This window comes from Erysipelothrix aquatica (assembly GCF_009828775.2).
Classification (GTDB): Bacteria; Bacillota_I; Bacilli_A; order Erysipelotrichales; family Erysipelotrichaceae; genus Erysipelothrix; species Erysipelothrix aquatica.
Map to the genome: position 1 here is coordinate 53,394 of NZ_WTSY02000001.1, position 26,452 is coordinate 79,845.

Here is a 26,452-nt window from a genome sequence, read left to right on the forward strand (position 1 = left end):
ATGTCTAGTATCCATCGACTTTTTAAGCATTTTTTTCGTTTTCTTACAACAACGACTATTTTAGCATATTTTATGTCGTAATTGTAGCTGAGATTTCTCTAATCTTTAAATTTACGTTGTTTGAGGATATCAGAGAATTTCATCCGGTTTCCATAGTTTAACGACCCTTTACGGTAGATGTAAATGGAAAGATTCGCAATCGCCACCGTAACACCAATCATTAGCACTAACGATGCCACTAATTCATAAACGGGAACTGTCGTCATCATATAACGAATCGGTGTTGTAAAGAGTGATACAAACGGAATATATGATGCAAACTTAATCACTGTGGCATCTGGCATTCCCATCGCAAATGATGCGAGTAGATAAGCAATTACAAATACAAATGTTATTGGTGTGACAGCCGAGGAAACATCTTCGACTTTTGTTACGAGTGATCCAAGTGATGCAAAGATAAATAGATATAAGAAATAACCTGAAATTGAGAAAATTGCATAAATGAGTGCAGCATCCCAGGTAATTGATGCTTGAATCATTGCGGTAATAAATTCTGGATAATTCCCTTTGTTAATCATGTATCCCAAAGTCAATCCAAGAATCATGACAACAACTTGTAAGATTCCAATAAGGCCGACCGCCAGTACTTTCCCAAGAATTAACACTTTAGGTTTTGTACTTGTGATTAATAATTCCATCGTACGGCTATCTTTTTCACGTGCAACGGATGTCGCAACCGATTGACCGTACAAGAGAATCAACATATATAAGACGAATAATACACCAAACGCTACAAATGTGCTTTGGGATGCATCTTTTCCAAGTATTTGTACACTATTGCTTAGTGACACTGTAGATGCTTCGCGCACTTGGTTAGGATCGATGCCTTTTTGAGCCAAGTTAGTATCGATGACATTTTGTGTCATGATTGCTTCAACAATTTGTTGATTTTGATTAAACATTGAGCTCTTCAAAGTTAACATTGAGTAGCTTGTATCACTTTTTATAATTATTCCATCTGTCACCGTTTCATCTTCAACTGCTTCTTTTAGTGCTGTTTCGGATGAATAAACGTGAATTCCCGGTAACGCTTTGAAGACTGGTGCATGGATTGACGTGTCGTCTACGACAACTCCAAGTGTCTCATACGTCTCAGGTTCGGTCGTAGTGCTTGTATTATCACTTGAACCTTTATTGAGAAAAAGACTTGGCACAAACGTCATTGCCACAAGAATCATCGTAATAACAAGCGTGGATATAATTGTTGATCGTTTCTTTGCCATTTCTAGGAATTCAAATCGAAATACTGTGCTTAGATTTTTCATGCATTAGTTCCTCCCGCAACATCAACAAAAATATCGTGTAGACTTGGTGTATAGTCACTGAACAATGTAATCGCCATACCTTCTTTAATGGTAAATTCAAGAAGTTCTTGATGGGTCATTGTTTCTGGCAATGTTAGAATCATTGTTTTATTGTCATGCTCAACAGTAACACCCTTTGTATTTAGGAGCTGTTCAAAAGCTTCATTCGGTGTATTCAAGACGAGTTTCACTTTATTCATCCCGCGCTCTTGTTTGATTGCTTCTAGTGATCCTTTTAGAATAATCTGCCCAAAATTTATGATTGCAATGTCATCACAAAATGTTTCAACATATGACATCTGATGACTTGAGAATATAATAATCCGATCATCTGAAATATATTCAGTCAAGGCATCTTGGAATACTTGTGAGTTGACGGGATCAAGCCCACTAAATGGTTCATCAAGAATCAGAATATCCGGTTCATTGAGAAATGCTTGTGTGATTTGAACTTTTTGTTGATTTCCTTTTGATAAGGTTTCAAGTTTACTATTTAGATAAATGTCTACGCCAAATTTCTTGGACCAATATTCAATTGATTCTTGAGCATGTTGACGTGTTGCTCCCCGAAGCATCGCAAAATACAATAATTGATCTTTTACGAGTGTCTTTGAATACATACCGCGTTCTTCTGGTAAATAACCTATTTTATAATCGCCAGGTTTAAATGGCTTATCATCTATCGTGATGGTTCCATCACTTGCTGCAAAAACATCCATTAAAATTCTTAATGAAGTTGTTTTCCCTGCTCCGTTTCGACCAAGATAGCCAAAAATTTGACCTGACTTGACTGTGAATGAAATATCTTTAAGTACATGTTTTTCCCCAAAGTACTTATTTACTTTATGAAAAGTTAGTTTCATTGTTTCCCCTCGTTTCTTGTGGCACTATGTTAGTAATGTAACACACTATATAAGAAATGCAAGGATTTTATAAAAAAGAGCCCGTTTTGACTTGGACTCTTGTACTTATTTTTTTGAGCGTGTCTGTTTCTTTTGTTTCTTTAGATGTGTTTGGGGACTTGAAGACTGCACCGGTTTTAACGTATAGAAAAACGTTGAACCTTCCCCAACCTCAGACGTTACCCAATATTTAGAACCTGTTGCTTCACAAATTGCGCGTACAATTGATAAACCAAGACCTGAACTACCTCCGGTACGTTGATAATTTTTATCAATCTTATAGTACCGATCCCAGACATGATTAATGATATCTGCATCAATTCCTGGTCCATGATCGCTCACTGAAACGGTGACTTCTTTTGGATCAACATGGGCGTGAATTTCAATAATTCGATCATCACCAACATATTTGGTTGCATTATTGATGTAATTATAAAGCACTTGCCCCATTTTGATTTCATCCGCAATCACTTCCAACATCGGATCCACGTCAATCACAAAATCAATATCTAACCCTTGGAATAAATTGACACTTCCGAGAACTTGATCATATAACTTAAACGTTGTTTCTTTAATATCGAATACTTGTGATTCATATTTAGATAGTGTGAGCATATCATTAACTAAACGTTCTAAGTGATTTACCTCATCCACGATAACGCCCAGATGTTTTTCACGCATTTCAGGATCGTCTCCCGAAATATCTTGAATCATCTCAGCATATGCTTTAATCATTGTCAGTGGTGTCTTAATATCGTGACTCACATTCGCAACAAGATCACGACGAAGTTCATCTGTCTTGCGGAATTCATGCGTCGCGAAGTTTAATGTTTTGGAAAGTTCTTTTACTTCACTGTATTCATCTTCATTAAATTTAACACTGAGATCTCCATGCGCCAATTTACGCGCATTTTCAGTTATTTGAACGAGCGGTCGGGATAACCGTCGCGACAAGATAAACGTTACGATCGTAGCAAATGAAAAGACCATGAGCGCAACCAATCCAAATTGGCGTTTAAGAACAAATATCGTCGAATCTAACAACTCGATCGGCGTATTGATGAAAATATAGAAATCATTATCTTGAATCTTGGCATTTTTACCATAAAAGTACATGCCTTGTTCAAAAATTTCACTATCGAAGCGAATTGAAAAGTCATGAGATTGTGAATTTTGAGTCATCTTCATATATTCTTGGACTGCATCAGACGAGAGATTTGAGATATGACAGTTTGTCCCAACTGCATCCGCATTGATAATTCGTATTCCGCGCTCATTATAAACGACAGCACACATGTTTTCTTTCGCTAACATCTGCGTCATTGCTTTTTCGGAATTATAGAAATCTTCACGCATTAAAAGACGTTCAATTTCAAGAACGTTCTTCTGAATGGTCTGCGCACGGTTTCGTTCATAATAGGGTCCAATAAATGAAATCTGGAGCATCCACAAAAATAAAAGCATGAGTCCAGTTAGTACTAAGAAGTACAACCAGACTCGAAATGCCATATTTTTAGTTGATGACTTCAAATTTATAACCTGTTCCGCGTACTGTCACAATATAATCTCTGTAAGCACCGAGGTTCTGGCGCAACATCTTAATGTGGGTATCAACGGTACGATAATCACCATAATAATTATAATTCCATACTTTATCTAATAGTACATCTCTAGATAAGGCTTGATCCTTGTGTTGAATGAGAAACACAAGTAAGTCGAATTCCTTAGGTGTAACATTGATACGTTCACCATCCACCGTCAAATTACGGCCCGTAATATCAACTTCAAGTCCGCCAAAAGTATAGACAGAATGTTTCATTCCTTTTGATCGTTCTGCTACGGCTTTAATGCGTGCCATGAGCTCACGAGGTGAGAATGGTTTCGTTACATAGTCGTCAATTCCAAGCTCAAATCCAAGAAGTTTATCAAACTCTTCTTGGCGTGCTGAAAGCATGATAATTGGTACATCTTTGATTTTTTTAATTTCTCGGCATGCTGTAAACCCATCAAGATTAGGCATCATGATGTCCAATACAACAACATCATAATCTTCTTCTTTTACTTTATCGATGGCTTCTTGACCATCGGATGCTTCATCCGCAATCAAACCAGATGCTTTTGCATATTCTTTTGCTACTTCGCGAATTTTGACTTCATCGTCAACAATTAAAAATTTAATCATCTGTATCACCTCTTAGTTGTAGTTATATCATACACGAAACGGGTACTAGTTTTCAAACGTAAACATATCTTGAACAATAATTGAATCTGTTTCTTTTACCTGGACTTTAATGAGAACCACCGCTCCAACTTCAAGCTGGTCTTTAATTTTTTCATAGACATTATTGAATACAACAACATCTTTATTATCAGTATCATCGCTAACTTGAAGGAACGCCATCATTTTCCCGTTCTTTGCGCGATGTTGCTTGACTGCTTCGATCATGCCAATGACACGATAGTATTCGTAACGTGGCTCGAGTTGAACAAGCGAATCCGTGCCATGTTTGGCTTTCAAAGATTTCGTTGGATGGTCTGAAAAGTAAAAGCCCAATAAATCATGTTCGTACGCCAAAGTCGCGCGAACATTCTCATTAACCTGCGTAAAGATGGGTTCGCTAATTAGTGAAAAGTTAAGTTGTTTTCGCCCGTCTTTTTCGACTTTAATAATATTGGCATAGCGAATGGCTTCTTCTAATGATGCGAGCATGGACTCACGATTAGCACCGAAGTAATCCATCGCCCCCGCTTTAATCAACATCTCAAAATGACTCTTTTTAACCCCAACAAGATTTAATCGGCTCACCGCATCATAAAATGATTTGTACGATCCATTTTCTGAACGCTCTGCTTCAATCTCTGCTGCAATCGTTCCACTAATTCCTTTAATGATAGTGAATGGCATGCGAATTTTAACACCATCTAGTGTGTAAGCACTATGGCTATGATCTAAATTGACACTCAATAAACTCACATTGCGACGACGACATTCGTCAATATATTGTCGTGTCTTGACATCGCTTCCTAAAACACTCGAGAGGAGTTCTGTATAAAAGAGATGTGGGTAGTTTGCTTTAAGATATGAGAGTTGATAGGCAATCAAACCATACGCAACAGAGTGCGATTTATTGAACCCGTAATTTGCGAATTTTTCTATTAAATCATAAATTTCATTTGCAAGTTCACGATCATGTCCTTCACGAAGACATCCATTAATAAAATCTTCCCGAAGTGCATTGAGTTCAACTGCGTTTTTCTTACCCATCGCTTTTCGTAAGATATCCGCTTTTCCAAGTGTGAAACCTGCCATTATTTGCGCAACCTGCATAATTTGTTCTTGATAAATTAGAATTCCATAGGTAGATTCAGTAATTTCACGCAACTTCGGATGTAAATATTTAACACTTGATGGGTCTTTACGAGACGCAAGGTACAGTGGAATATTTTCCATGGGTCCTGGACGATACAACGCGATTGTATCGACAATGTCCATAAATTTGCTTGGCTTAAGTTTTTTAAGTAATGCTTTCATACCATCTGATTCTAATTGAAATACTCCAACAGTTTCGGCAACCGAAAGAAGTTGGTAAGTTTTTGCATCGTCCATCGGAATTTTCATTATGTTAAATGCGGTCGTTTCATTAATTTTACGTGCGATGTTGTCGATGATTGTTAGGTTTCTTAGTCCCAAAAAGTCAATTTTGATAAGCCCAATAGCTTCTAAGTACGTCATATCATACTGTGTTACATGCGTTTCTTCATCAAATGCGAGCAGTGGCACAACATCGTCAAGTGGTTTGCGCGACATAACCACCCCAGCTGCATGCTGTGAAGCATGGCGCAGTAACCCCTCTACTTTTAAAGCAATTGTAAAAACACGCTTAAGGTGTTTATCGCTATTGAGAAAGGTTCTAAATTTCGGAACGTTGTCATAGTTTTCTTGAAGCGTGCTTGCGCTAATTAGCTTCGCACCCGTATCTACAGTACGAATTGGAATTTGCAACACTCGACCAACATCACGAAACGCTTGACGCGCTCGTAATGTCCCAAATGTCACAATGTTCGCAACATGGTTATGGCCATATTTTTCTTGAACATATTGAATTACAAGATGACGCTTGTCATCTGGAAAGTCGATATCAATATCTGGCATCGAGATTCTTTCGGGATTCAAGAATCGTTCAAAAAGCAAACCATATTCAATCGGATCTACTTCGGTAATTCCTAAAGCATAAGCAACCAAAGATCCTGCAGAACTCCCGCGACCCGGGCCAACATAAATGCCCTCTTTTTTTGCGTATCGGATGATGTCGTAAACAATTAGAAAATAATCAGTAAAATTCATACCATTGATGACCGATAATTCATACTCGAGACGATCTTCATAAACTTTATTCACCGGTTGCTTAATACGGCGACTTAAGCCAAAGGCAGCAAGTTTTGATAAGTACACATCGTTGCGAACAGCTTGACCTGTCTCAAAATGAGGCAATGATGTTTTAATACTAAAAACATCGACGGTGCACATATCCGCTATTTTTTGTGTGTTTTCCAAACAACGTGTATCATACATTGATGCCATCGCTTCTTGGGAATAGAAATTACGATGGGGGGACGAAACCAACGTCTTGTCTTCTAAATACGTTCCTTTACCAATCGCCTGGACAACTCTAAAGGCTTCTTCATCACCTTCAAGTTCATAGTAAACTTTAGACATAGCAACAGGCTCAATATCGCTAAAAATCGCCATGTCGATAAGTTGCGAGTTTGTTTTTCGAAAGAAATTCGATTCTTGGTGTGATATCCCAATATACAGGTGCGTAAACATTTGCTTCATAACATTAAGACGGTGCTTCACCTCATCTAAATTTTGATTCAATAATGCTTTTTCAAACGGACCACCTTCCGAATGTGCGATCACTATCAACGATTTTTCATACGTTAATATTTCTTCGAATGTAAGCACTGATTTTTGACTTAACGCGTGACTCAGATGCATTAAGCCAATATATCCGGAGTTATCTTTCGCAAGCAATGTCGTTGTAAACGTCTCTTCTTCGTGCGAGAGCGTCACTTCCATTCCAAATAATGGCTTAACACCAACTTTTTCGGCTGCTTTTTGAAACTCCAATGCTCCAAAAAGGACATGCGAATCTGTTAGAGCAACAGCTTGCATGTTATTTTCTTTAGCATTTTTGACAATTGTTTCCACTGACATCAAACCTGCCAGTAACGAATACGAACTCCGAACGTTTAAATGTATCATGGGTCACCTCATTGCCTTTATTATAGCGTATGTTTGAAAAGAAAAGAACGTATATACGTTCTTTTTATCCTTCATAACCATTCGGGTTGTTACTTTGCCAACGCCATGTATCTTCGCACATTGTGTTGATGTCACGGGTTGCTTCCCAACCGAGTTCTACTTTTGCTTTGTGAGCGTCTGCATAGCATGTTGCAATGTCTCCAGGGCGTCTTGGTTCAATTGTATACGGAACTGCTTGACCTGATGCCTTTTCAAACGCCTTTACAACATCTAACACAGAATAGCCGTTTCCAGTCCCCAAGTTGTAGACAACATAGCCCTGATTGTCACGAATTGGCTTAAGTGCAGCCACATGACCTGTCGCTAAGTCAGCAACGTGGATGTAATCGCGAACACCAGTTCCATCTGGAGTATCATAATCATCACCAAAAACTGATAATTTTTCACGCTTACCGACAGCAACTTGAGCGATGTAAGGAACCAAATTATTTGGAATTCCTGCAGGATCTTCACCAATCGTACCCGACGCATGTGCTCCAATTGGATTAAAGTAACGTAGAATTACGACATTCCACTCTGGATCGGAATTTTGGAGATCCTTAAGAATATCCTCTGTCATCAATTTAGTTGCACCGTATGGATTCGTCGTCGACAATTCAAAGTCTTCTAAGATTGGATTTGTTTTTGGTGATCCATATACTGTTGCTGATGAGCTAAAGATAATGTTTTTGACATCATGATCACGCATTACTTCGAGCAATGTCAAAGTCCCCGAAATATTGTTTTTGTAGTATTCGAGAGGTTTAGAAACCGATTCACCAACTGCTTTGAATGCAGCAAAGTGAATTACAGCATCTACTTGTTCTGCATCAAACACAGCACTAAGGGCCGTTTTATCAGTGATATTCACTTTATACATTCCCGGTCTTTGACCTGTAATAGCCTCAATACGATCTAAAACAATGGGACTCGCATTAGAATAGTCATCAACAATTACAACTTCATGACCTTGTTCTATCAATTCAATTGTTGTGTGGCTTCCAATATATCCAGCACCACCTGTTACTAAAATTCTCATGTCTTTAACTGCTCCTTATCTGTATTTGTTAACAACAGCATGCATCGCATCCCATTGTGCTTCCATATCTTGAATCAGTTTCATTTGTGTTCGTGAGCGTACAAGATTGTGGGTATCGTAATCTGTTTTAAAATAATTATCGCCATCAATGTAATCCGTTAAGAAACGCATACCACATTCTAATGTCATCATTTTAGCACCGACTGCAAATTGATCCAACTCAACATCCGTAAATGATCCATTACCACCTTCGATAAACCCTTTCGTAAAGGCTTCATAGTACTCAATACTAAAGTTTACTTTATTCAGATCTTGCTCATCTTCAAGAGCTGTACTGGCTCCAAAGCGAATGGCATCACCAAAGTCATCAACCGCAAACCCTGGCATGACGGTATCCAAATCCACAACACATAACGCTTGTTTTGTTACATTATCAATCATAACGTTATTTAGTTTTGTGTCATTGTGCGTGACTTTAAGGGGCATTTCTCCTTTTTCATGCAAATCCCATAGGATGTTCATGAAATCAGCTCGTTCTTTATAGAAATTAATATCTTCTTGAACTGCTGCAGCACGACTCTGTGGGTCACGCGCAATCGTTTCTTCAAAAGTTATGTAGCGTGACGGTGTATGATGGAATTTTTCAATTGTGTAGTGCAATGTTTCAACCGGAAATTCTGAGAGTTGATATTGAAATTTACCAAATGCAACGCCACTTTGATAGAAGACTTCAGGATCTTCGACCAAATTAAAAGATGTAGCATTGGAGATATATTGGTAAGCTCGCCAATAGTTTCCTTCTGGATCTTGCGTATATAACGCACCATCTTGTGTGCGGATAATTTCAAGAACTTCACGTTCGGGATTTCCACCTTCTTCAGTGACAATTTTCTTGATATACTGCGTCACACGTTCGACATTCTCCATCAATCCAACTGGATTGGTAAAGATTTGATGATTGATGCGCTGAATAACATATTGATTCGTATCAAAATCGACCAAATACGTGTCATTAATATGACCATCACCAACTGGCTTATGGTTTTTATATTCCCCATTGAATTTAAACTCGTTTATTACAGTTAACATAATGCCTCCAATAATTTACTTATACTATATAGTATACACCTTTGCCCTTTCGTTTTAAATAAGTTAAAGGGCTTTCATAGCGTTACAAACATTCGCAATATTGAGATACATTTAAACAAACAAGATTACACAATCACTTGATAACACCCTTCATCAAAAGAAAAGACCATTTAAAATGGTCTTTTATCCCAATCCAACATCCAATAGCATCATTATGGTGAACCCAATCATACATCCTATGGTAGCGATGTCAGAACGCATATTATCGTTACCAATATGCGCTTCTGGTATTAGCTCTTCCACAACAACATAAATCATTGCACCTGCAGCAAAGGCTAAGGCAAACGGGAGTAATGGTTGCATTACAGTTACCGCGTATGCACCGAGCATTCCTGCGAACGGCTCAACAATTCCACTTGCTTGTCCATACATAAATGCTTTGCTCCGTGACATTCCCTCGCGCCGCAAAGGAATTGAAACTGCAGCCCCTTCAGGAAAGTTTTGAAGTCCAATACCAATTGCAAGAGCAATCGCACCAGCGATAGTTGCACTTGGCATTCCTTGAGCAGCAGCACCAAAAGCAACCCCTACGGCGAGCCCTTCAGGAATATTATGAAGTGTAATCGCCATCACAAGTAAAACAGAACGTTGCCAATGTGTTTTGATTCCTTCTGCTTCGTCAGTTGGTTGACCTAAATGAAGGTGGGGTAAAATCTTATCTGCAAGAAATAAAAATGCTCCTCCCGATAAGAAACCTCCCGCAACAATGAGCAAGACATTTTGATCAATAGCTTCAGCCATATCAATGGCTGGTGCTAATAAAGACCAAAAGCTTGCGGCAATCATAACTCCCGCCGCAAACCCTAGCATCCCGTTGAGAACCCCTTTATGAATTCTTTTGAAAAAGAAGACAGTGGCAGCACCTAATGCTGTAACACCCCATGTGAAAAGCGTCGCAAGAAGTGCTTGAATTACAGGTTGTTGTTCCAAAAACCAAGTCATCATAATCTTTCCCCTCTATAGTGTGAAAAAGCAGTTGCCCTTAGGCAACTGTTCTTTTTCTTATTCTCCAATACTTCGTTTAGCAAGTATTTCAATGATTTCAGATACATTTTCTTTCGTCAGTTTGCTGACGCCAGATGCCAATCGGTGACCTCCGCCTCCAAATTGTTGTGCAATATCATTAATTGTGTACTCGCGTGAGCGAATTGAACCTTCATATGAACCATCTTCATCTTGAGTAAAGATTGCCCAAATTCCGAATTCTTGAACACCTGACATAACATTGACAAATCCTTTAATTTGCTTACTTGTAGAACCTACTTCAGCAATACGCTCAGAATCCATGACAATGAAAGAATGCGCTTCTTTGACTTCTACAAACTGTGCAATCTTATTTTTGAGCTCAAAGACTGCGCGTGGTTGTGTGAAGAGATCTTGATTCAATTTTGAAATATTTGCACCTTGTTCAATTAAAAAGGATGCTGATGCAAGCGTTTTTCCAGATGTCGCTTCCGTCGAAAAACGAATTGTATCTGTTAAAATTCCACTTAATAGTGTATTCGCAATGTCTTCGGTAAATGACTTGTCAAAACCACGAAGAATATCTGTAACGATTTCGCACGCGCTTCCGCGTGATGTATCTACCATCTGTAAGTCACCGTAAGGATCCACTTCTGGATGGTGATCAATCTTAACAAGTTGTTTCCCTAACATGTAACGCTCATCGTCAATGCGTGGACGGTTTGCTGTGTCAATAACAACTGATAGAAATTCACCCGATAATTCAACGTCATCCATCATTGGATAAATTGAATAATGATGGTCATTTGACCCTAAAAGATGAACGGTCTTATTCGGATAATTATGCTTCACCCATTTTGCAAATCCAACTTGTGATCCCAAAGCATCACCATCTGGATTTACATGACGAAAGACAGCAATCGTATCATAGGCTTCAATGAGTTGAAGCAGTTCTTGACTACCCTTCATTGTGAATGCGGAATGCATCTTGTGCAATCATCAATTCTTCATTTGTTGGAACAACCCATACCGCAACTTTTGATGCATCTGTACTTAAACGAACTTCGTCGCCATGTGTTGCATCATTAAGTGCTGAATCGTACTCAATACCAAGTCCTTCTTTAATAACATCAAGAACTGCAGCACGTGTACCGTTGTCATTTTCACCTAAACCAGCAGTGAACGCAATTACGTCAACACCGCCCATTTGAAGTGCATATGCGCCAACATATTCAAGTACACGTTGTGCATACATTTTACGTGTTAAGATTGCACGTTCGTGACCTGCTTCAATAGCATTTTCGATATCACGTGCATCGCTTGAAATTCCACTGATTCCAGCCATTCCTGATTTTTTGTTGAAGATATTTAAGACTTCTTCAGCTGAAATGTTTTCTTTTCTCATAAGGTATGTCACGATTGCTGGATCCAAATCACCAGTACGTGTTCCCATGATAAGACCTGCTAATGGTGTGAATCCCATTGATGTATTTACACAAACACCATCTTTTACAGCACTTACAGAAGCACCGTTTCCTAAGTGGAGTGTAATAACACGTAATCCTTTTTCATCACGACCCATAAGTTCTGCGGTACGTTTTGAAACGTAGTCATGAGAAACACCGTGTGCACCATAACGACGCACTTTATGATCTGTATAGTAGTCATATGGTAAAGCATACATAAATACTTCTTCAGGCATTGTTTGGTGGAATGCTGTATCAAATGCAAAGATATGTGTTGCATTTGGTAATTCTTTACTAAATGCACGGTATCCGATTAGGTTTGCAGGGTTATGTAATGGCGCTAAATCTGCTAATTCTTCAACTTTAGAAATTGAATATTCGTCACAAATTACTGATCCTTGGAAATACTCTCCCCCGTGAACAACACGGTGACCAGCTGCTTCAATTTCTGATAAATCAGCAACAATTTTTTTCTCAACAAGACCACTTAAGACTAAGTCAGCTGCAAGTTGGTGGTCTGGAATATCCATTGTAACAGTTTCTTTTTTTCCATCATATTTGAATGTTAAGATTGAATCATTTAATCCAATACGCTCAACGATTCCGTTTACTAAAATTGTAGCTTCTGGCATTTCCAATAATTGGAATTTTAATGAACTACTTCCGGCATTTACTGCTAATACTTTACTCATAATTTCCTCCCTTTGATAAATGTATCGAGTATGGCATTGACGTCATTGTTTTCTAGAGCATAGAGTTTATCAAATAGCGTCTGATAATCATTTGCTACACCGAGTTTTTCTTCGTACTCGATCAATAACTTTGAAGTTCGATTTAAATTATCGAACACGGCTGCACGGCTAATTCCGAGAATATCGGCAATCTCTTGATATGATAAATCATCTTGATAATAATATCGAAAGACTTCCTGTTGACGTTGTGTCAGTAGTTTCTCATAATAATCGAACAGCTTATTTAAAAATACTGTTTTTTCAATATTCATTAGGCATTGTCACTCACAAGGTTATAGAGGTATGCTTCAATATCAAATGGGCGTAAATCTTCCATTTTTTCACCCAATCCGATATGACTTACTTTGATACCCAGTTCATCCTTTATACTTAGGAGAACACCACCTTTTGGTGAACCATCGAGTTTTGTAACAATTAATGAATCAATTGGCGTAACTTCGGTGAAGGTTTTCGCTTGTAGAAGGCCATTTTGACCTGTATTACCATCGATTACAAGATATGTATGATCGATTGCTCCAACTTCACGTTCCAAAACACGTTTCATTTTGTCGAGCTCTTTCATTAAGTTGACTTTGTTTTGAAGACGGCCTGCGCTGTCGCAGATCATAACATCATACGCTTCTGCTTTCGCATGACGCGCTGCATCAACATAAACTGACGCAGCATCACGACCTTCATCGCCTCCAATAAAATCAACGCCGATTTCATCTGCCCAAACTTTCAATTGATTACTACCGGCTGCTCTAAAGGTATCGCCTCCAACGAGAAGAACCCGTTTCCCTTCAGATTTATAGTAGTGTGCAAGCTTGGCACATGTCGTCGTTTTGCCCGACCCATTAACACCAACAACTAGTATAGCATTTAGACGACCATCTTCAAGTGCATAGGGTTCGATATTTTCACCATATTGGCGCATCATAACCCCCGCTAGGGTCTCTAAACTCTCTTCTTGCGTCATCGAAGGCTTAACTTCTTTACGAAATGCCTTGATTATTTTTTGTGCACTTTTTAATGAAACGTCCGATTGGATCAAAACTGCAAGCAAATGATCATACCATGCATCATCAAATTTTGGCTTTCCTGTAAACATTTCTTTGAGTTTTGTACCGAACGTTGCCTTTGTTGAATCTAGCCCCGTACTGTATAACTCTTTGTCTTCTTTTTTAGAGAACGATTGTTTTAATTTGTCAAAAAATCCCATTATGCTTTCGCCTCCTTCATTTCTACTGCTTCTTCAAGACGGACACGTAACATTGACGAAACACCTTTGGTAGGCATCGTCACACCATATAAGACATCAGCTTGCGCCATAGTTCCTGGACGGTGTGTAATTACGATAAATTGTGTATCATCGCTAAATTTTCGAATATAGTTTGCAAAACGCTCAACGTTCGCAGAATCAAGTGCTGCTTCCACTTCATCAAAGATACAAAGTGGCACATGACGTGCTTTGAGAATTGCAAATAGAACTGAGATTGCAATCAGTGATTTCTCGCCACCAGAGAATAGTCGAATATTCTGTACTGATTTCCCAGGAGGCTGTACATCAATATCAACCCCCGTATTAAGCAAGTCATTTTCATCTTCAAGGATTAAGCGAGCGCGTCCTCCGCCAAATAAGGCACTAAAGACTTCTGGAAGCTCCTCGTTAATTTTGTCAAACATTTCTTTGAATTGCTTGACCATGATTGTATCCATTTCTTCGATGACAGCTAGTAACTTGTCGCGAGCGCCATGAAGATCTTCAAGCTGTGTTGTATAGAATTCGTAACGTTCTTTAGTTTCCGCATATTCTTCAGGTGCTTCAAGGTTTACATTCCCGAGCGCTGTAAGTTCATTACGAAGTTTAAGGACTTCATCACGACTCATTGCAGCATCTTGGTCGTATACATTTTCAAAAGCATAGTCATACGTCATTTGGTATTCCGATGATAATCGCTCTAATCCTGTTTCCAAACGTGTATTGTTTTTAGTAATATCCAGTGCTAGTTGATGACGTTTTTGTGTGAGACCATTTAAATCTTGACGATACTGGCGTAACAGAATTTCTTTCCGTTGGATTTCAGTACTAATGCCTTGGCGTTGTTCCCGCATTAATGCAATGTTAGTGGTGAGTTCGTCACGTTCCATGTAAGCTTTGTTGAGTTGTGCGACAATATCATCGCCTTCCCCTTCGGGCACTTCTGTGACATCATCAGGATTTAAATCTTCATATTCTTGTTTTAATCGTTCATATTTGGATCGTTTAACATCTAAAAGCGGCTCCAATTGAGCTAGCGAAATACGGCGTTGCATTAAGATATCACTTTCGTTTTTATGCGTTGTCGTTAATGCATGCATCGCATTTTCGCTTAAGATAAGTTTTTCTTTATCTTGAATGATTTCTTGTTCAAGATTTTCTTTATCTTTTTTTAGTGTCATAACAGAAGTGTTGTTATTGCGGTTCTTACCACCCGTCATCGTTCCACCACGGTGAATTACATCACCATCCATAGTTACAATTTTATAGTTGTGGTTCAACATCTTTGCGATTCTATTAGCTGCTTCGATCGTATTCACGACGAGTACATTTCCAAGCAAACTGTCACGTAACTGATCATAGACCGCGTCATTTGTTACAAATTCACTGGCCACGCCTGCAAAGCCGTCAACGTGTGATGCAACCGTAATTGCATCTTCTGAAACACTGCGCGGCTTCGCAACGGTTAACGGAATAAATGTTGCACGTCCTGCATTGTTCTTTTTCAAGAAGTTAATCGCATTAACAGCGGCCTTGTCATCGTTCGTTACGAGATGCATCATGGAACCTGCTAACGCAGTCGTAATTGCAATTTCATAGTTTTCAGTTGCAGTAAATACATTACCAACTACATCATGTACACCAAATAGTGAACTCTTGTTATTCATAATCGCTTGAACACCATGATTTGACTCATAAGGACGTTCCAATCGCGAATTTACAATGTTGAGTCGGTTTTCTAACTGTTGAATTGCTGTCGTAAGTCGCGCGACATCTTGTTGTTGATCTGCAAGTTTACGATTTCGTTCATAGCTGTTTTCAACCAACATTTCAACTTCTGCACTTAATTCTTGATGGCGTGCTTTACGATCATCGTATTCAAGTTTTGCATCGTTGAGTTGTGCTCGCATTTCTTTTGCTTTTTCTTGGGCATTTCCAACTTCCAGCGTATATTTACGACGCTCTTCAATTTCAACTTTTCGCGTTTCCAAGAGACCGATTTCACGAATCGCTGCCATCATGTTTTCTTGTGCTTTTGAAACATCACGATCCAATTCATGAAGTGCTTGACGTTTGGATTCTAATTCGTGTTCGTAGACCCCTTCAGATGTCTCAAGTGAAGCAAGTTCAGCATCAATTTTAAATAAATTTTGTTTGATAACTTCGTTAGCTTCAGTGAATTCTTGAATTTCTTTAACCAATACCGAAACTTCGACTGCTTGTAGGAGTTCTTTTTTATCGCGATATTGTTCTGCTTTTTTAGCTGCACGTTTTAATGAATTCACTTGTCGTTCAACTTCATCAACAATGTCTTGCATCCGCTCCATGTTTTCGCGTGTTCGCTCCAACTTGTTGATGGATTCAATTTTTCGTTTCTTATATTTCGAAACACCTGCCGCTTCTTCAAATATCATACGACGTTCTTGTGGTTTGGCTTCTGCAAAGTACGAAATTGTTCCTTGTGAGATAATGGACAGTGAATCTCGTCCTAACCCAGTATCCATCACCAAATCATGAATGTCACGAAGCCGCACAGCTGTCTTATTAATCAGATACTCTGATTCACGCGTATCACGGTATAGTCGCCGTGTAACTTCAACTTCTTCGTAATCACTGTTCAATGGTTTTGAACCATTATCAAATACAAGTGTTACTTCAGCTAAATTTACTTTTTTTCGGTTCTCAGAACCGTTAAAAATAACGTCTGTCATACTTGACCCACGCATCGATTTTACTGATTGTTCACCTAATACCCATCGTATCGCGTCACTAATGTTACTTTTACCGCAACCATTAGGACCAACCACACCAGTTACAGGATCCTCGAAATTTATGACCACTTTATCTGCAAAGGATTTAAATCCTTGCATTTCAATTTTCTTGAGGAACATAGTTACCCCCATTCTTATCTTGTCTATTATAGCGTAATTTCGCAATAAACAAAAGGTTATGAAAGTCGAAATTTGCTTTCTTCTGTGAAGCGTGGTAAAGTAAATTCGTGAGTGAGGAGACATTATGGCTAAAAAAATAATACTCGTTGCATTTACAGCGTTTGCTATAGTTGCGATATTCATTGGGCTTTATAACCAATTTAGTAGTCAAACAGTAGCGATGACGCGTACTGTAGACACAGTTGATTCTGTAATTTCTACATCTATTTCAATCGATGACATTTCAAAATATTCAAAAGAAAACCCCGGTAATCACGTATTTTTAATTCGTGATGGTAAATCCGATTCCGATTATGTAATTAATTCTATTCTAACGCCGCTTGCTAAAGAACAAGAGAAACGTCCTACACCGGAAATTGTTTCAATTGATATTAGTAGTGCTGAGAATATGACCGGAACCCGTCTTAAGAATTTATTTGGTGTCGATTCGTATCCAGCGTTTGTTTATGCAAACTTTGATACAACAAAAAATCAACTTAACGTAGAATCAAGCATTTCGTTTAATTCTAAAAAACCAATGACTGTAGATGAATTAAGAACATGGTTCTTTAACAACAAACTTTGGACTGGCTTATATAAATCATAAGCCAGTTTTTTTATTGAAAAAAGGTACCCTCTTAGAAGGTACCTTTTTTGTTATGCTTTAACTTTACGTCTTTTTGTTGTAAGTCCAAGAAGTATGACACCAGCAGCAAGTATAATATAACCAGTTTGATGCGATGTAACACCCGTTGGAGGAAGGACTACTTTATCCTGTTTCCAAATAGCAAATACTTTCACATTAGCATGCATTACAACTTCTTGACCCATTGTAAATGCTGTCCCCTGACCATCCGCTTGCGTATTCCAACCGACAAATGTATAGCCTTTACGCGTCATCGTTGGATTCGCAATTTTAGCGACATCACCGTCAAAATACTGTTTCGTATCAACTGGCACTGATCCATCTGTATATCCATTACCATCATACATTATACGATATGTTTCCGTGATGCCTTCTTTTGTCCAAATGGCATAAAGCGTTACATTGTCTGTAATCGTCATTTGAGAACCTTCACGATACGTTGCTCCTGTACCGTCTTTTTGTGTATTCCAACCCATAAACGTATATCCTGTTTTCAGGAGTGTTTCTGGACCTTTTACAGTAACAAGTGTTTGGCTTTCGTACGCATTTGCATCAATAGGCTCTGATCCTGTTGTCTGACCGTTACCATCATACATCACACTATATTTTTCAGGTAATTTCATCCATTGAGCGTAGAGATTTAAGTCTTGGGATATTGTGACATCCTGACCACCTACATAGACATCACCAGTACCATCTGCTTTCGTATTCCATCCAGTAAATTGGTATCCAAACTTAATAAGGTTTCGCGCACCTAATATTTTGGCTTGTGCACCGTTGAGATAGTTATTGATATCAATTGGCACAACTCCCGCATTATGGCTATTTCCAAAATAGGTAATTCGATAAGTTACTGGAATGACGTCCCACATCGCATATAATGAAACATCTTCTGTCATCGTCAGTGTATCTTGAGGATGGTATACTGTCCCTAATCCATCTGCCTGTGTATTCCAACCAATAAATCGGTACCCGTCTTTAATGAGTGTCCCTTCACCAAGAAGTGTCGCTGTCGCGCCTTCTAAGTACTCTGTTGCATCAATTGGTGCCTCGCCGGCTGTATTAGTGTTTCCAAAGTATTTAACTGAAAATGTTGTTGGGATTTCTTCCCAAAGTGCATAAAGCACTTGGTTTTCTGCTTGATAGTCGATGAGTTCATCTGGTCCATAGACTGGATCTGTAGCATCCGGTTGAAGCGCCCATCCAATAAATCGGAATCCATCTCGAACTAATTTCGAAGTATCGGGATTCAAAGTCGCTCCGGCCCCCCCAATCACGCTGACAGTATAGTAGTTATTAATAATACCATCAACTGCAGCTTCGTAATAGACTTTACCCTGATATCTATCTAAGGTTTCAAGCTCATATCGACCACCATTTGCATTGTATCGAATCGATGCAATCTGTACCGCACCATTCGCTTTATGACGAACATAGCCGCGCTGATCGGTAGTGCCAGTCACATCATTGTTTGTGTTATCGGCAACACCGTCTGGTTTAATGATTAGTGTTGGAATCGGTTCTTGATTGTAACCTGCAACAAATCGTGTACTGTTCGTTTCTAATGTTACATTTTCATTTCCGAATACTGATTTTAATGGGTGTGTATTAGCATCAAGATTAATGACATTATTCGTTCCTAAATCAGTCCCACCAAGTTTTGATACATCTTTATAGTCACTTGTCGCATTAAGGTTTCCATTAGCATCATACACGCGGTTACCTGCAAAGAGACTTCCCTTAATGGATGCACTATTGCTTCCGAATTGACCACTAAGCCCGATAGCCCCACCGTTTTGATTCTGACGCGAGAATTCATTACCCGCCTGATTATTCACAAATGTTGAGTTTGTGACATTATTGGTCATGGTGCTAAAAAAACCAATTTTGAAAAATTGAATCGCACCACCTGATAGATTTCCTCCATTCAATCCCAATGCTAGATTATCAGTAAAGGTACTGTTCGAAATATTGGTTTTTCCTTTACCTTCTACCATTATCGCACCACCATCATCGGATGCGAAGTTGTTGGAGAATGTCGACTCTGAGATATTAATTGTTGAGTTTGGTAACGCGTTTTTGATGAAGATTGCCCCACCGTCATCTGCTGTCCGACTTGGAGAACTTGCATCGCCTTGTGCTTTATTATTATCAAAGATTGTTTGTTTGATATTCAATGTCCCGCTAAAGTTGTTCATATGAATGGCACCACCACCGCCACCTAAGACTCCAGAGTAGAATCCCACATTAACGTTGTTTCGGAATACTGAGTTTTCAATAGTCATAACCGCCGTATACCCTTTAGTCGAGATTGCTCCTGCTTCATACCCAGATGCTGAACCAACGTTGTTCGCAATGGTCGAATTTCGGACGGTTAGGTCAACATCTGAGCTGATCCAAATTGCAGACCCAGTGTTATGACCTTTACTGTCATGAATGTACATGGCATCCAAGACAGTTGAAACATTTAATTTCATTGTCCCATCAGCACTATTTGAGATACTGGAGTTTGTAAAATTTAACGAGCCTGAGCGACGACCATCTTCAAAGATGTAGCCATTTCTTCCAGAACCATTCAAGTGAATGTTGGTTATCGTCAACGACTTGCTGCCGTTTCCAGTCAGCGTTATTTTACCTTCAGTCCAGTTTACATTATTACCATCTATGGTAAAGGCGACATCTGGAATTACTACCGATATTGGGCCCGAAATAAATGTTGGTGCAAGTTTAATCGTTTGTCCATCTTGAACATTTACGATTGCTTCTTGCAACTCTACCACGGTTTGGATATTCGAGATATCATATTGCATCGCTACAGCGGATGCGGTCTGTGCTGAACCCGCTACAGGATCTACTAATTGTTCTTCGGTCAATGGGGATGGTTTACCCTCTTTTTCTTCATTATCAATTAGATTATCCGTACTTTCTGCTGGAATTTCAACTTCTGTAGTTTCAACATTTGTATCAGTAATTTCATCTGTCTTTTCATCGTTGATGGAGATTTCTTCATCATTTTCAGTAGAAATTGTCGTTTCTTCTGGCTTTTCATCCGTGTACACTTGCTCCTGACTGGTGGTTTCTTTAGATGTTTGAGTTGCATCTATAGCCATCGCCGGATAGATTGAACCAATGTATAAAAGCATTGCTAAAGCAATGATAGCAATTGATTTTAACCGTTTCATAATAACCCCCCGTTAAACAAAACTGTTTATATATACATTATAAGTTATTTTATTCTTCACGTTTTGTCATATAGGATAATATGTTATTTATTTCACTAACAAAGAACATACGGACTTAACATAGTTTACACCCGCCCTATCTTGTGAAATATCGTTTATTATTAGTAAACATCATAAAAAAACCTCCTGATTACCAGAAGGTTTCTAATTATAAATTTTGAACAAATAATTCGCAAATGTTTGCGGAATTTGTACTAGCAATCGGTAGGTATTCATCAAAGGATATTTCGTTTCCTTCAATAAATGTTACATCACTTAAGCTCCGTAAAACAATAAATGGTGTTTTCGAACGTGCGCATACTGCTGCAATCGCAGCCGCTTCCATCTCAACACAAATTGCGTGAGGAAATGTTTGTTGGATAACATTGAATTGTGGCTGATGCTTCGTAATAAATTGATCACCAGTAACAATTAAACCTTGATGGTATGGCATTTCCAATGTCTCAAGTGTTTCTGCAGCTTTCGTCAACAGTTTCTCATCTGAATAGAAAATAAATCGAGGATCTTCATGGGTTGTCGGTCCGATATCGAGATCATGATACTGAAGCTTTTCAGCTACAACTATATCACCAACATTTTGACCTTTTTGTAATCCACCCGCACTTCCGATGTTGATGACAAGTTCAGGTTTTAAAGCATGAATAAGGGCTGATGCAGTATACGCTGCATTAACCTTTCCTACACCACTCAAAGCAACGGTTACAGTATGGTCAGATAGCAACCCTTCCCATACATTGACCCCTTGCACTGTCTGTTCGTGAACATTTTTCATTTTATGTGTCAGTGCCGACACTTCTTCAATCATTGCACCAATTATGAGAATCATAGTGTCTCCTTTGTTGCAACTAAGACAATTTTTTCACCTTCAGGTAAGAAACCCTCATGAATGTAATCTGTGTAAACATCAACTTTAAAACCGCGTTTTTCGAATCCATCAATTAAGAGTTTTGGATCGAAAACCCATTGATAAATAGCATCAAACGTCCCATCCAAGAAATTGATAACATGAACCAAGTGTTCTTCATTGACTTCAATTTGGTATGCATAATCAAATTCATCGGTTGATCCTTCTTCATAATAATCATCCGCAAACTCATTAAGTCTATGGGGATGATGACAATCTACGATTAAATGGTTTGAAGTGTTAGTCATTGTTTCAATAAATTGTTCGAGATCTTCCGATGTTAGAATATAGTTGGTACTATCACCAATACAGAAAGCTGTGTCGAAGGGTGTTTCAGGCGTGTAATCAAGGAAATCACCAACTGTGGTGACGTCTTTTAACTCTGGATATTTTTGGTGAGCAATTTCAATCATCTCAGGATCTATATCGACACCCACTACTTCAAAATCAGGGCTTAACATCTTCATGATATCACCAGTTCCACATGCAAACTCAATGACACGTGGTCCGACTGCATGGTTGTTTACAAAGTCGTAATAGCGTTTTGCCCCTTCTGGATCATAGAAGAGTGCATCGTAGTAGCTTTTCATTTAATAAGATCCTGATATAGTTTCTCTAAATTATAGTGAGCACGATCTTCTGTTAAGAAAATATGTGCAACCACATCGTATGCATCAATGAGAATCCATGATGATTCGCGCTCACTCTCAACCGTTTTAATTTTGTATCCTGCCTTTTCTATTGCATCGACAACATGGTCTGCAAGTGCCTTAATTTGGCGATGACTTGCTGCATCTGCGATGACAAAGTAGTCTACCAATGGGTTTCCATTTTCAAAATCCACAACTTTTATATCGTTGGCTTTGCGTTCATCTAACGTTGCCACAATTAAATCTTTTAATTCTTTCATTTTAAATTTCCTTTCGCTTGTTCAAATTCACGTTGATACTTTCGTAACGCTTTGAATCCTTTTCGTAAATCTTGTTTTGCGAGCTCAATAAAGGGTTCACTGTCCCACGAACGACCACGTTCACACTTGTCTGCTATGTAGAGAATCATCCCCACTGGATTCGTACTATGGCCATCGACATGACCTTCAATTGCCTGAAGAACATGCTTGTTTTTGATGTAGTACTTCCGTGTGAGTAAATATTTTGCAGCAAATGCATGATAAAATGCTGGATGCAGCACTTCGTGGTGCGGTGCTTTTGCTTGCATGATCATTCTTAAATCTTCTTTATCTGTCTCTTTTTTTAAATCGTGTGCATACGCAGCTAAAGTAACTGCTTCATAATCAACGTTATGAGCACGCGCTAACTCTTGAGCTAAGGCGACAACCCGAAATACATGTTCTGCTCGATTGGGTGTAAGATTAGCACTGTTTAGTGTTTGCATATACAAACTTTGTTCCGTCATGTATCGCAATATTGATGGTTTGGTAGCCATCGACTTCCCTTCGCGAATCTTCGTCGAACTGTATGGAAAGACACTACCAGAGATTATTGGATAATCGGTTGTTAAATGTTCGGTTCCTCGATTGTATACAATAAATTGCACACTGTCTTTAAGCATGTCAAATTGTTTCCATTCATGCATTCTTGGAAGTTGGTCTGAACCAATCAACCAATCAAACGTATAATCAGGGTACTGTTTTTTTAACTCACTGACAGTATCAATCGAATATGAAGGTTCTGGCAACATTGATTCGACAGAATTTACGGACATTTTTTTAAGCCCCGAAATCATCATCTCAATCATATGTTTCCTATCGTCAAATGATGTACTGTCAGTTTTAAACGGACTTCGTTTTGTTGGAATAAACCATAACTCATCGGCATTACGTGATGCAAGAGCAGCTTTGGCTATCTCTAGATGACCATAGTGGATGGGATCAAAGCTCCCTCCAAATAAAATGACATGTCTCAAACTTTAATACGGCCTTTTACGCTATAGCGGTAGAAGACAACAACACGTCCGACTTTGCTGACAGTTGTTGCACCAAAACGATCTTCAATTTCTTCGATGAGTGCTTCTTTGGTAATGTCTGAGTTTTTTTGAATCGATACCTTAACAAGGTTGTGTGCAATTAATGCGGATTCAAAACTTTCGAGAAGTGTTGGTGTCATACCATTCTTCCCTACGGATACGATTGCGTTTTCATTGTGTGATAAACGACGTAATTCTTTTAATTGATCTTTATTTAACATTAAATCATTGCCTTTCTGATTGTAATTACAGCTGACTTGTCAAAGTATGTTTCAACAGCCACTGTTTCGCCTTGAATGCTTACGAAGCCAAGGTCGTAGATTTCCATATCAATTTTGTCCTCAAGTTGTGGCCAGTTACGAAGACGATATTCCGGATTTTCAATCATGAACTCGTGTTCGAGGGCTAAGTTTGCATCCAATCGTTCTGGTTTAATACGCTTTAAGGTTAGTGGTAAATAAGAAATGATGTTGACGGTTGTCTTTGGCGTAATTGTGATTGCTCCCAAATTACCAAATAAAATCGTTTGCTTTTCATAGATTTGGAAAACCGTTGGTTTAATAGTTTTTTGTGGGGACAACGACACTAATGTATCATCAGAGATTTTATCGACAAGCTCTGTCTCATTGCTTAATCCGGGTGTATCAATTACATCTCCGAGCCCTGTTTCAATTCGAACAACATCTGCGGTTGTAGATGCAACAGGTGATACCGATAAGTTCTGATTTCCAAGTAGTGCGTTAAGAAGCGATGATTTACCTGCATTCACGCAACCCACAAACGCCGTTTCATCGTTTTCGATATATGGCAGCAGTGGTTCAAGTGTTTCACGTTTAAGTGCAGAAACATAGACTATTTCCATTACTGAAACTGGTTCGTCACGGAGTGCACGCATAATTGCATGCTCAATTTTAGTATTTGATACTGATTTTGGTAGTAAATCGCGTTTATTCACGACAAGTACGACTTTTTTACCACGGAGTGAGCGCAATAATCCTGTATGAATACTTTGGTTTAGGTGCATGATATCCAACACCCAAAAAATATTACCTTTGAAACCATCGATAAATTCGAGTGTTGCTCCATCATCAACACGTGCTTTAACCCGTTTAAAATCACGGTAGTGCTTCAGCCTAAAGCATGATTGACAATAGTCGTGATCCATCGATCGCGCATAACCACGTTGATCCGCATGTGTTATCTGTAGTTCGCTCCCACAGCCCATGCATTTTTTAATTTCCATTTATATTTACCCTTTCATATATTGTGTCGACTTCGCGCAAGAAGTACGCGACATCGAAACATGATTCCAATGTTTGAAGATCCATGAAATCTAAAATTCTTTTATCCTCTAAGAGAACATTTTTGAAATGTTCAGATGAATTGAATGCGCGCATCGAGAGTGGCTGAATAAAATCATATGCCCCTTCTCGGCTCATGCCTCCTGTCTCAATGAGTGTCGTCATCACACGTTGTGCGAAAATAACACCATGCGTTAGATGAATGTTCTTCATCATCACTTCTTCATAGACAACAAGATTGCTAACGATACGGTTAAAGCGTACAAGCATGTAATCAAGTAACATTATTGCATCTGGGAAAATAATGCGTTCTGCACTTGAATGTGAAATATCACGTTCATGCCAAAGTGCAACATTTTCAAAAGCGGTTGTCATATAGCCACGAATTACACGTGCACAGCCACTCATGTTTTCACTACCGATTGGGTTTCGTTTATGGGGCATTGCGGATGAACCCTTTTGGCCTGGATTAAAATACTCTTCAGCCTCACGAACTTCGGTGCGTTGTAAGTGACGAATTTCGGTCGCCATCTTTTCGATGGATGTCGCAATAAGTGCTAGTGTTGATATGTAATAAGCGTGGCGATCACGTTGGAGCACCTGTGTTGAGATATGCGTTGATGTAATGCCAAGTTTTTCGCACACATAATCTTGAACGAAAGGTGGCGTATTGGCAAAGTTTCCAACTGCTCCAGATATTTTCCCTGCTTCAATATCTTTTCGAGCATGGCGAAAGCGATCAAGCTGACGATTCATCTCGTCATACCATAATGCAAACTTAAGACCGAAACTCGTAATATCCGCATGGACACCATGGGTACGACCAATTGTTGGAACGTCTTTATATTTTACTGCTTGGAGTCTTAATGACTCAAGAAGTGTCATGATTCCTTGCTCAAGAATTTCATTCGCTTGCTTATATATGTAACCATACGCTGTGTCAACAACATCGGTACTTGTTAACCCATAATGAATCCACCGTTTTTCAACACCGAGCGACTCACTAACGGCACGTGTAAATGCAACCACATCGTGTCGTGTTTCTTGTTCAATTTCGTAAATTCGGTTGATATCAAAGTGCGCTTGTTCACGCAGCACTTTCACATCGTCACGCGGAATAACTCCCATTTCAGAAAATGCTTCCGCAGCACATAGCTCAACTTCAAGCCATGCATTGAAACGAGCCGAATCTTCAAATAAACGTCGCATTTCAGGTCTTGAATAACGATTGATCATAAAGCCTCCTTAAAAAGAAACATCTGG

The 26,452-nt window shown here is 38.9% G+C and carries 22 protein-coding genes; 1 reads left to right on the plus strand and 21 read right to left on the minus strand.

Going from position 1 to position 26,452, the window contains the following annotated elements; translation table 11 throughout:
• Window positions 1-98 precede the first annotated feature (98 nt).
• The 13 genes from GVV20_RS00260 to GVV20_RS00320 form a co-directional block, all read right to left on the minus strand.
• Window positions 99-1,325 carry an ABC transporter permease gene (locus tag GVV20_RS00260; protein ID WP_159741501.1) on the minus strand — a complete coding sequence of 409 codons (1,227 nt, stop codon included), beginning with the start codon at window positions 1,323-1,325 and terminating at the stop codon, window positions 99-101.
• Complete coding sequence (locus tag GVV20_RS00265; RefSeq protein ID WP_159812615.1) at window positions 1,322-2,227, minus strand: ABC transporter ATP-binding protein; 906 nt, start codon at window positions 2,225-2,227, stop codon at window positions 1,322-1,324. Before GVV20_RS00265 ends, GVV20_RS00260 begins: the two co-directional genes overlap by 4 nt.
• Window positions 2,228-2,332: 105 nt before the next feature.
• Window positions 2,333-3,796, minus strand: coding sequence for a sensor histidine kinase (locus tag GVV20_RS00270; RefSeq protein ID WP_236261742.1), 1,464 nt, complete (start codon window positions 3,794-3,796; stop codon window positions 2,333-2,335).
• A complete protein-coding gene (locus tag GVV20_RS00275) occupies window positions 3,780-4,448 on the minus strand; it encodes a response regulator transcription factor (protein ID WP_159636351.1) in 669 nt (222 codons plus the stop codon). The genes GVV20_RS00270 and GVV20_RS00275 overlap by 17 nt, the downstream gene beginning before the upstream one ends.
• A gap of 45 nt (window positions 4,449-4,493) precedes the next feature.
• A complete protein-coding gene (dnaE, locus tag GVV20_RS00280; RefSeq protein ID WP_159741374.1) occupies window positions 4,494-7,532 on the minus strand; it encodes a DNA polymerase III subunit alpha in 3,039 nt (1,012 codons plus the stop codon).
• A 64-nt stretch (window positions 7,533-7,596) separates the two neighbouring features.
• On the minus strand, window positions 7,597-8,610 hold the full coding sequence (galE, locus tag GVV20_RS00285; RefSeq protein WP_159741373.1) for a UDP-glucose 4-epimerase GalE: 1,014 nt from the start codon (window positions 8,608-8,610) through the stop codon (window positions 7,597-7,599).
• A 15-nt stretch (window positions 8,611-8,625) separates the two neighbouring features.
• A complete protein-coding gene (locus tag GVV20_RS00290) occupies window positions 8,626-9,699 on the minus strand; it encodes a phosphotransferase enzyme family protein (protein ID WP_159741372.1) in 1,074 nt (357 codons plus the stop codon).
• A 183-nt stretch (window positions 9,700-9,882) separates the two neighbouring features.
• Entirely contained in the window at window positions 9,883-10,704 is an 822-nt protein-coding gene (locus tag GVV20_RS00295; RefSeq protein WP_201287483.1) for a ZIP family metal transporter, read from the minus strand.
• Between the two features lie 57 nt (window positions 10,705-10,761).
• Window positions 10,762-11,709, minus strand: coding sequence for a DHH family phosphoesterase (locus GVV20_RS00300; protein ID WP_236261741.1), 948 nt, complete (start codon window positions 11,707-11,709; stop codon window positions 10,762-10,764).
• A complete protein-coding gene (locus tag GVV20_RS00305) occupies window positions 11,681-12,880 on the minus strand; it encodes an acetate/propionate family kinase (protein ID WP_159812613.1) in 1,200 nt (399 codons plus the stop codon). Before GVV20_RS00305 ends, GVV20_RS00300 begins: the two co-directional genes overlap by 29 nt.
• Window positions 12,877-13,191: a YlxM family DNA-binding protein gene (ylxM, locus tag GVV20_RS00310; protein ID WP_236261740.1), complete on the minus strand. Its 315-nt coding sequence runs from the start codon at window positions 13,189-13,191 to the stop codon at window positions 12,877-12,879. The genes GVV20_RS00305 and ylxM overlap by 4 nt, the downstream gene beginning before the upstream one ends.
• A complete protein-coding gene (ftsY, locus tag GVV20_RS00315) occupies window positions 13,191-14,141 on the minus strand; it encodes a signal recognition particle-docking protein FtsY (protein WP_159641362.1) in 951 nt (316 codons plus the stop codon). Before ftsY ends, ylxM begins: the two co-directional genes overlap by 1 nt.
• The gene (locus GVV20_RS00320) at window positions 14,141-17,071 is read right to left on the minus strand and encodes a chromosome segregation protein SMC (RefSeq protein ID WP_159741073.1); all 2,931 of its coding nucleotides are present in this window, start codon (window positions 17,069-17,071) and stop codon (window positions 14,141-14,143) included. The genes ftsY and GVV20_RS00320 overlap by 1 nt, the downstream gene beginning before the upstream one ends.
• 124 nt (window positions 17,072-17,195) lie before the next feature.
• Between GVV20_RS00320 and GVV20_RS00325 the strand changes: the two genes are divergently transcribed.
• Window positions 17,196-17,717 carry a hypothetical protein gene (locus GVV20_RS00325; protein WP_159636365.1) on the plus strand — a complete coding sequence of 174 codons (522 nt, stop codon included), beginning with the start codon at window positions 17,196-17,198 and terminating at the stop codon, window positions 17,715-17,717.
• Between the two features lie 50 nt (window positions 17,718-17,767).
• Here GVV20_RS00325 and GVV20_RS00330 read toward each other — a convergent pair whose 3' ends face one another.
• From GVV20_RS00330 to purB, 8 genes are all read right to left on the minus strand, one after another.
• The gene (locus tag GVV20_RS00330; protein WP_159741072.1) at window positions 17,768-20,938 is read right to left on the minus strand and encodes an InlB B-repeat-containing protein; all 3,171 of its coding nucleotides are present in this window, start codon (window positions 20,936-20,938) and stop codon (window positions 17,768-17,770) included.
• 208 nt (window positions 20,939-21,146) lie between these two features.
• Complete coding sequence (locus tag GVV20_RS00335) at window positions 21,147-21,824, minus strand: 5'-methylthioadenosine/adenosylhomocysteine nucleosidase (protein ID WP_159741071.1); 678 nt, start codon at window positions 21,822-21,824, stop codon at window positions 21,147-21,149.
• Entirely contained in the window at window positions 21,821-22,492 is a 672-nt protein-coding gene (locus GVV20_RS00340) for a class I SAM-dependent methyltransferase (protein ID WP_159741070.1), read from the minus strand. The genes GVV20_RS00335 and GVV20_RS00340 overlap by 4 nt, the downstream gene beginning before the upstream one ends.
• Window positions 22,489-22,812 (minus strand): ribosome silencing factor, encoded by a 324-nt coding sequence (gene rsfS / locus GVV20_RS00345; RefSeq protein WP_159636373.1) that lies wholly within the window; start codon window positions 22,810-22,812, stop codon window positions 22,489-22,491. The genes GVV20_RS00340 and rsfS overlap by 4 nt, the downstream gene beginning before the upstream one ends.
• On the minus strand, window positions 22,809-23,828 hold the full coding sequence (gene nadD, locus GVV20_RS00350) for a nicotinate (nicotinamide) nucleotide adenylyltransferase (protein WP_159741069.1): 1,020 nt from the start codon (window positions 23,826-23,828) through the stop codon (window positions 22,809-22,811). Before nadD ends, rsfS begins: the two co-directional genes overlap by 4 nt.
• The gene (locus GVV20_RS00355; protein WP_159741068.1) at window positions 23,825-24,109 is read right to left on the minus strand and encodes a YhbY family RNA-binding protein; all 285 of its coding nucleotides are present in this window, start codon (window positions 24,107-24,109) and stop codon (window positions 23,825-23,827) included. The genes nadD and GVV20_RS00355 overlap by 4 nt, the downstream gene beginning before the upstream one ends.
• On the minus strand, window positions 24,109-25,131 hold the full coding sequence (gene rsgA, locus GVV20_RS00360) for a GTPase RsgA (protein ID WP_159741067.1): 1,023 nt from the start codon (window positions 25,129-25,131) through the stop codon (window positions 24,109-24,111). The genes GVV20_RS00355 and rsgA overlap by 1 nt, the downstream gene beginning before the upstream one ends.
• Entirely contained in the window at window positions 25,121-26,425 is a 1,305-nt protein-coding gene (gene purB / locus GVV20_RS00365; RefSeq protein ID WP_159741066.1) for an adenylosuccinate lyase, read from the minus strand. Before purB ends, rsgA begins: the two co-directional genes overlap by 11 nt.
• Window positions 26,426-26,452: the final 27 nt, after the last annotated feature.